1 tRNA gene and 3 rRNA genes are annotated in these 5,420 nt (G+C 55.7%); all 4 read left to right on the forward strand.

Annotation, left to right across the window (positions count from 1 at the left end):
* The first annotated feature begins 413 nt into the window (after positions 1-413).
* Positions 414-1,886: ribosomal RNA gene (locus C440_RS11860) — 16S ribosomal RNA — on the forward strand.
* 96 nt (positions 1,887-1,982) lie between these two features.
* Positions 1,983-2,054: transfer RNA gene (locus tag C440_RS11865), tRNA-Ala, on the forward strand.
* Positions 2,055-2,271: 217 nt separating this feature from the next.
* A 23S ribosomal RNA gene (locus C440_RS11870) occupies positions 2,272-5,184 on the forward strand.
* A gap of 119 nt (positions 5,185-5,303) precedes the next feature.
* Positions 5,304-5,418, forward strand: a 5S ribosomal RNA gene (gene rrf / locus C440_RS11875).
* The 16S, 23S and 5S rRNA genes sit together here with 1 tRNA gene alongside, the layout of an rRNA operon.
* Positions 5,419-5,420 lie beyond the last annotated feature (2 nt).

A 5,420-nucleotide genomic window follows, 5' to 3' on the forward strand; every position in this document is an offset into this window, starting at 1 on the left:
GAAGGCTTCATCCGAACGCCCCACACGACCCAAAGGTCGTCACGCACACACCGGGATGATACACACTCCCGGGGTGCACACGAGACGACGACCTTAAGTGGTCCAAGGCATTTCGGAATAATGCGAACGACACACCGCGATTGCAGGGCGATTCAACGCGTCCTGCCTCACCGGATGCGACCGAGCGAGGTTCGATGGGTTTAAACCCATCAACCACCTCGATTCAAATCCGAAGGAAATGAGGATTCCGCCCCTGCGGTACGCCGCAAGACGGTATCTGATGTTAGCCCTAGTAGTTCGGTGACATCCGAACGGATGTCATTCGAACTCGGACCTTTGAACGGTGATTTGACAGCAATACGCTGCCATTCACCCGCCAACACCCCGCGACCAGGTTTAAATGGTCGCGACCCATTCCGGTTGATCCTGCCGGAGGTCATTGCTATTGGGGTCCGATTTAGCCATGCTAGTTGCACGAGCTTACACTCGTGGCGAAAAGCTCAGTAACACGTGGTCAAACTACCCTACAGAGAACGATAACCTCGGGAAACTGAGGCTAATAGTTCATACGGGAGTCATGCTTGAATGCCGACTCCCCGAAACGCTCCGGCGCTGTAGGATGTGACTGCGGCCGATTAGGTAGACGGTGGGGTAACGGCCCACCGTGCCGATAATCGGTACGGGTTGTGAGAGCAAGAACCCGGAGACGGAATCTGAGACAAGATTCCGGGCCCTACGGGGCGCAGCAGGCGCGAAACCTTTACACTGCACGCAAGTGCGATAAGGGGACCCCAAGTGCGAGGGCATATAGTCCTCGCTTTTCTCGACTGTAAGGCGGTCGAGGAATAAGAGCTGGGCAAGACCGGTGCCAGCCGCCGCGGTAATACCGGCAGCTCAAGTGATGACCGATATTATTGGGCCTAAAGCGTCCGTAGCCGGCCATGAAGGTTCATCGGGAAATCCGCCAGCTCAACTGGCGGGCGTCCGGTGAAAACCACATGGCTTGGGACCGGAAGGCTCGAGGGGTACGTCCGGGGTAGGAGTGAAATCCCGTAATCCTGGACGGACCACCGATGGCGAAAGCACCTCGAGAAGACGGATCCGACGGTGAGGGACGAAAGCTAGGGTCTCGAACCGGATTAGATACCCGGGTAGTCCTAGCTGTAAACGATGCTCGCTAGGTGTGGCACAGGCTACGAGCCTGTGCTGTGCCGTAGGGAAGCCGTGAAGCGAGCCGCCTGGGAAGTACGTCCGCAAGGATGAAACTTAAAGGAATTGGCGGGGGAGCACTACAACCGGAGGAGCCTGCGGTTTAATTGGACTCAACGCCGGACATCTCACCAGCTCCGACTATAGTAATGACGGTCAGGTTGATGACCTTACCACGACGCTATAGAGAGGAGGTGCATGGCCGCCGTCAGCTCGTACCGTGAGGCGTCCTGTTAAGTCAGGCAACGAGCGAGACCCGCACTTCTAATTGCCAGCAGCAGTTTCGACTGGCTGGGTACATTAGAAGGACTGCCGCTGCTAAAGCGGAGGAAGGAACGGGCAACGGTAGGTCAGTATGCCCCGAATGAGCTGGGCTACACGCGGGCTACAATGGTCAAGACAATGGGTTGCTATCTCGAAAGAGAACGCTAATCTCCTAAACTTGATCGTAGTTCGGATTGAGGGCTGAAACTCGCCCTCATGAAGCTGGATTCGGTAGTAATCGCATTTCACAAGAGTGCGGTGAATACGTCCCTGCTCCTTGCACACACCGCCCGTCAAAGCACCCGAGTGAGGTCCGGATGAGGCCACCACACGGTGGTCGAATCTGGGCTTCGCAAGGGGGCTTAAGTCGTAACAAGGTAGCCGTAGGGGAATCTGCGGCTGGATCACCTCCTAACGACCGAGACCACCCCGACGGGGTGGCTCAACACTGATTTCCGAGTTCGACCACGACACCCGTTCGGACACCTTAGAACTACTAGGGCTAACACGGGCCCATAGCTCAGTGGTAGAGTGCCTCCTTTGCAAGGAGGATGCCCAGGGTTCGAATCCCTGTGGGTCCATGACAACCAGTTCCCAACCCCGGAACAATCGTGCCCCTTAAGTGTGGCAAGACACTCCGGGAAAATGGAAACTGACGACAGATGCACCATCCCGCGCAAGCGTGGTTGGGAAGGGTCGAATACACGCCTCGGCTATCTCCGAGGGTGTATGATGAAACCGTGTGTACGTGCAATCCAGGCGTCCACTGGACCCGTTCTCCGGGTCACAGTGACTTATATCAACTGGCTACTGTGCCAGCTGGTGGATAGCTCGGCTCGAGAGCCGATGACGGACGTGCCAAGCTGCGAAAAGCTTCAGGGAGCCGCATGGAGGCTAAGAACTGAAGATCTCCGAATGGGAATCCCCACGCAATTGCCTCGCGCAATGGGGAACGTTCCGAATTGAAACATCTTAGTAGGAACAGGAAAAGAAAGCAATCCGCGATGTCGTTAGTAACGGCGAGTAAACGCGATACAGTCCAAACCGAAGCCTTCGGGCAATGTGGTGTACGGACTACCCAACACGGACCTGGATCTTACGTGAAGTCTCCTGGAACGGAGCGTGACACAGGGTGAAAACCCCGTAACGTATGAGAAAGGTCCCGGGGTTGTTCCAGAATAACGGGGGTTGGATATCCCTCGTGAATTACGCAGGCATCAACTGCGAAGACTAAACACTCCTCGAGACCGATAGCGAACAAGTAGCGTGAGCGAACGCTGAAAAGCACCCCGAAAAGGGCGGTGCAATAGGGCTTGAAATCAGTTGGCGATAGAGCGACATAGCATACAAGGTCGTTCGACGAATGAACCGGGAGCGATCCCATAGTAAGACTCGAACGAAGCCGATGTTACGTCGTACGTTTTGAAAAACGAACCATGGAGTGCATCTGACTGGCGAGTCTAAGGGGAGAATCCCCCGAGGCATAGGGAAACCGATACGGCCGCAGTCTTTGACGAGGGCCACCGTCTTCAAGGGCGGGGAGCCAACCGGATGCGACCCGAAACCAAGTGATCTACGCCGGAGCAGGGTGAAGCGTGGCGAAAGCTGCGTGGAGGCCCGTTAGAGTTGGTGTCCTACAATACCCTCTCGTGACTCTGGTGTAGGGGTGAAAGGCCCATCGAACTTGGCAACAGCTGGTTCCAACCGAAACATGTCGAAGCATGACCTCTGATGAGACAGTTCGTGAGGTAGAGCGACCGATTGGGAAACCGGCCTCCGAGAGGAGTTCGCTTCCCTGTCAAACTCCAAACTTACGAACGTCATAGACTCAGGGAGTCCGGTGTGCGGGGTAAGCTTGTGCACCGTGAGGGAGACAACCCAGAGCCAGGTTAAGGACCCAAAGTGTGGATTAAGTGTGATCGAAGATGGTCTCGAGCCCTAAACAGCCGGGAGGTGAGCTTAGAAGCAGCTACCCTCTAAGAATAGCGTAACAGCTTACCGGCCGAGGTTCGAGGCGTCGAAAATGATCGGGACTCAAATCCACCTCCGAGACCTGGCGGCGTGCTATTTAGCACGATTCCGTAGGTTGGCATACTGCATGGATGGAAGCACGGGTGAGAACTCGTGTGGACCGTGCAGCAACGAAAATCATGGTCTCAGTAGCAGCGAGAGTCGGGTGTGAACCCCGACGGCCTTACGCGCAAGGGTTCCTCGGCACTGTCAATCAGCCGAGGGTTAGTCGATCCTAAGTCTAACCGTAATTCGAATTAGATGAAAGGGAAACTGGTTAATATTCCAGTACCTTCTTGCAACAAACGTCGACGCTTTAGGAAACACCGAGCGGGGCCTTCGCCCCGTCGAATCGCCGAACTTCGTGGAAGCCGTAATGGCACGAAGCGAAAGAATGGCGAGACAGGGAAACTCGGCGGTACCTAGAGCCCGTGAAAAGACAAGCAAGAAGCTCGTACCGAGATCCGACACAGGTGCGCTGGCAGAGCAAGCCAAGGCCTGTCGGGAACAACCGACGTTAGGGAATTCGGCAAGTTAGTCCCGTAAGTTCGCGATAAGGGATGCCTGCTCTTGACAGAGCAGGTCGCAGTGACTCGGACGCTCCGACTGTCTAGTAACAACATAGGTGACCGCAAATCCGCAAGGACTCGTACGGTCACTGAATCCTGCCCAGTGCGGGTATCTGAACACCCATTACAATGGGACGAAGGACCCGTCAACGGCGGGGGTAACTATGACCCTCTTAAGGTAGCGTAGTACCTTGCCGCTTCAGTAGCGGCTTGCATGAATGGATCAACGAGAGCGTCACTGTCCCAACGTTGGGCCCGGTGAACAGCACGTTCCAGTGCGGAGTCTGGAGACCCCCAAGGGGAAGCGAAGACCCTATAGAGCTTTACTGCAGGCTGTCGCTGAGACGTGGTCGCTAATGTGCAGCATAGGTAGGAGCCATTACACAGGTACCCGCGCCAGCGGGCCACCGAGGCAGCATTGAAATACTACCCGTTAGTGACTGCGACTCTCACTCCTGGCGGAGGACACCGGTAGCCGGGCAGTTTGACTGGGGCGGTACGCGCTCGAAAAGATATCGAGCGCGCCCAAAGATTTCCTCACGCGAGTCGGAAACTCGTGGAAGAGCGCAAGAGCAAACGGAAGTCTGACAGTGTCATTCCCAACGAGTGACGCTGACGCGAAAGCGTGGTCTAGCGAACCTACGAGGTTCATTCATGGGACCCGTAGATGACAGAAAAGCTACCTTAGGGATAACAGAGTCGTCACCGGCAAGAGCACATATCGACCCGGTGGCTTGCTACCTCGATGTCGGTTCCCTCCATCCTGCCTGTGCAGAAGCAGGCAAGGGTGAGGTTGTTCGCCTATTAAAGGAGGTCGTGAGCTGGGTTTAGACCGTCGTGAGACAGGTCGGCTGCTATCTATTGGGGGTGTCAAGGAACTTGACGTGAACGTTCGTATAGTACGAGAGGAACTACGAATGGGTGCCACTGGTGTACCGGTTGTCCGAGAGGGCAGTTGCCGGGCAGCTACGCACCACGGGGTAAGAGCTGAACGCATCTAAGCTCGAAACCCACACGGAAAAGAAGTTCCACTGAGGTCACTCGTAGAAGACGAGTTCGATAGACTCGGGGTGTACGTGTCGAGGCAACGAGACATTAAGCCCGCGAGCACTAACAGACCAAGCCACATTCATACGCACTGCGATCCGGGAACGGGTCCAGGCGCAAACTGGATTGCACGAACACACGTTATATACGGCCCGACCGATACTGGTGTATTAACAACGGTTCGATTCCGTTGATCGGCATTACGGCGGCCACAGCGGTGAGGTTCCACCCGTACCCATCCCGAACACGGAAGTTAAGCTCACCTGCGTTCTGGTCAGTACTGGAGTGAGCGATCCTCTGGGAAATTCAGTTCGCCGCCCC

The sequence above is a fragment of the Haloferax mucosum ATCC BAA-1512 genome (genome assembly GCF_000337815.1).
In the GTDB taxonomy this organism is placed as follows: Archaea; Halobacteriota; Halobacteria; order Halobacteriales; family Haloferacaceae; genus Haloferax; species Haloferax mucosum.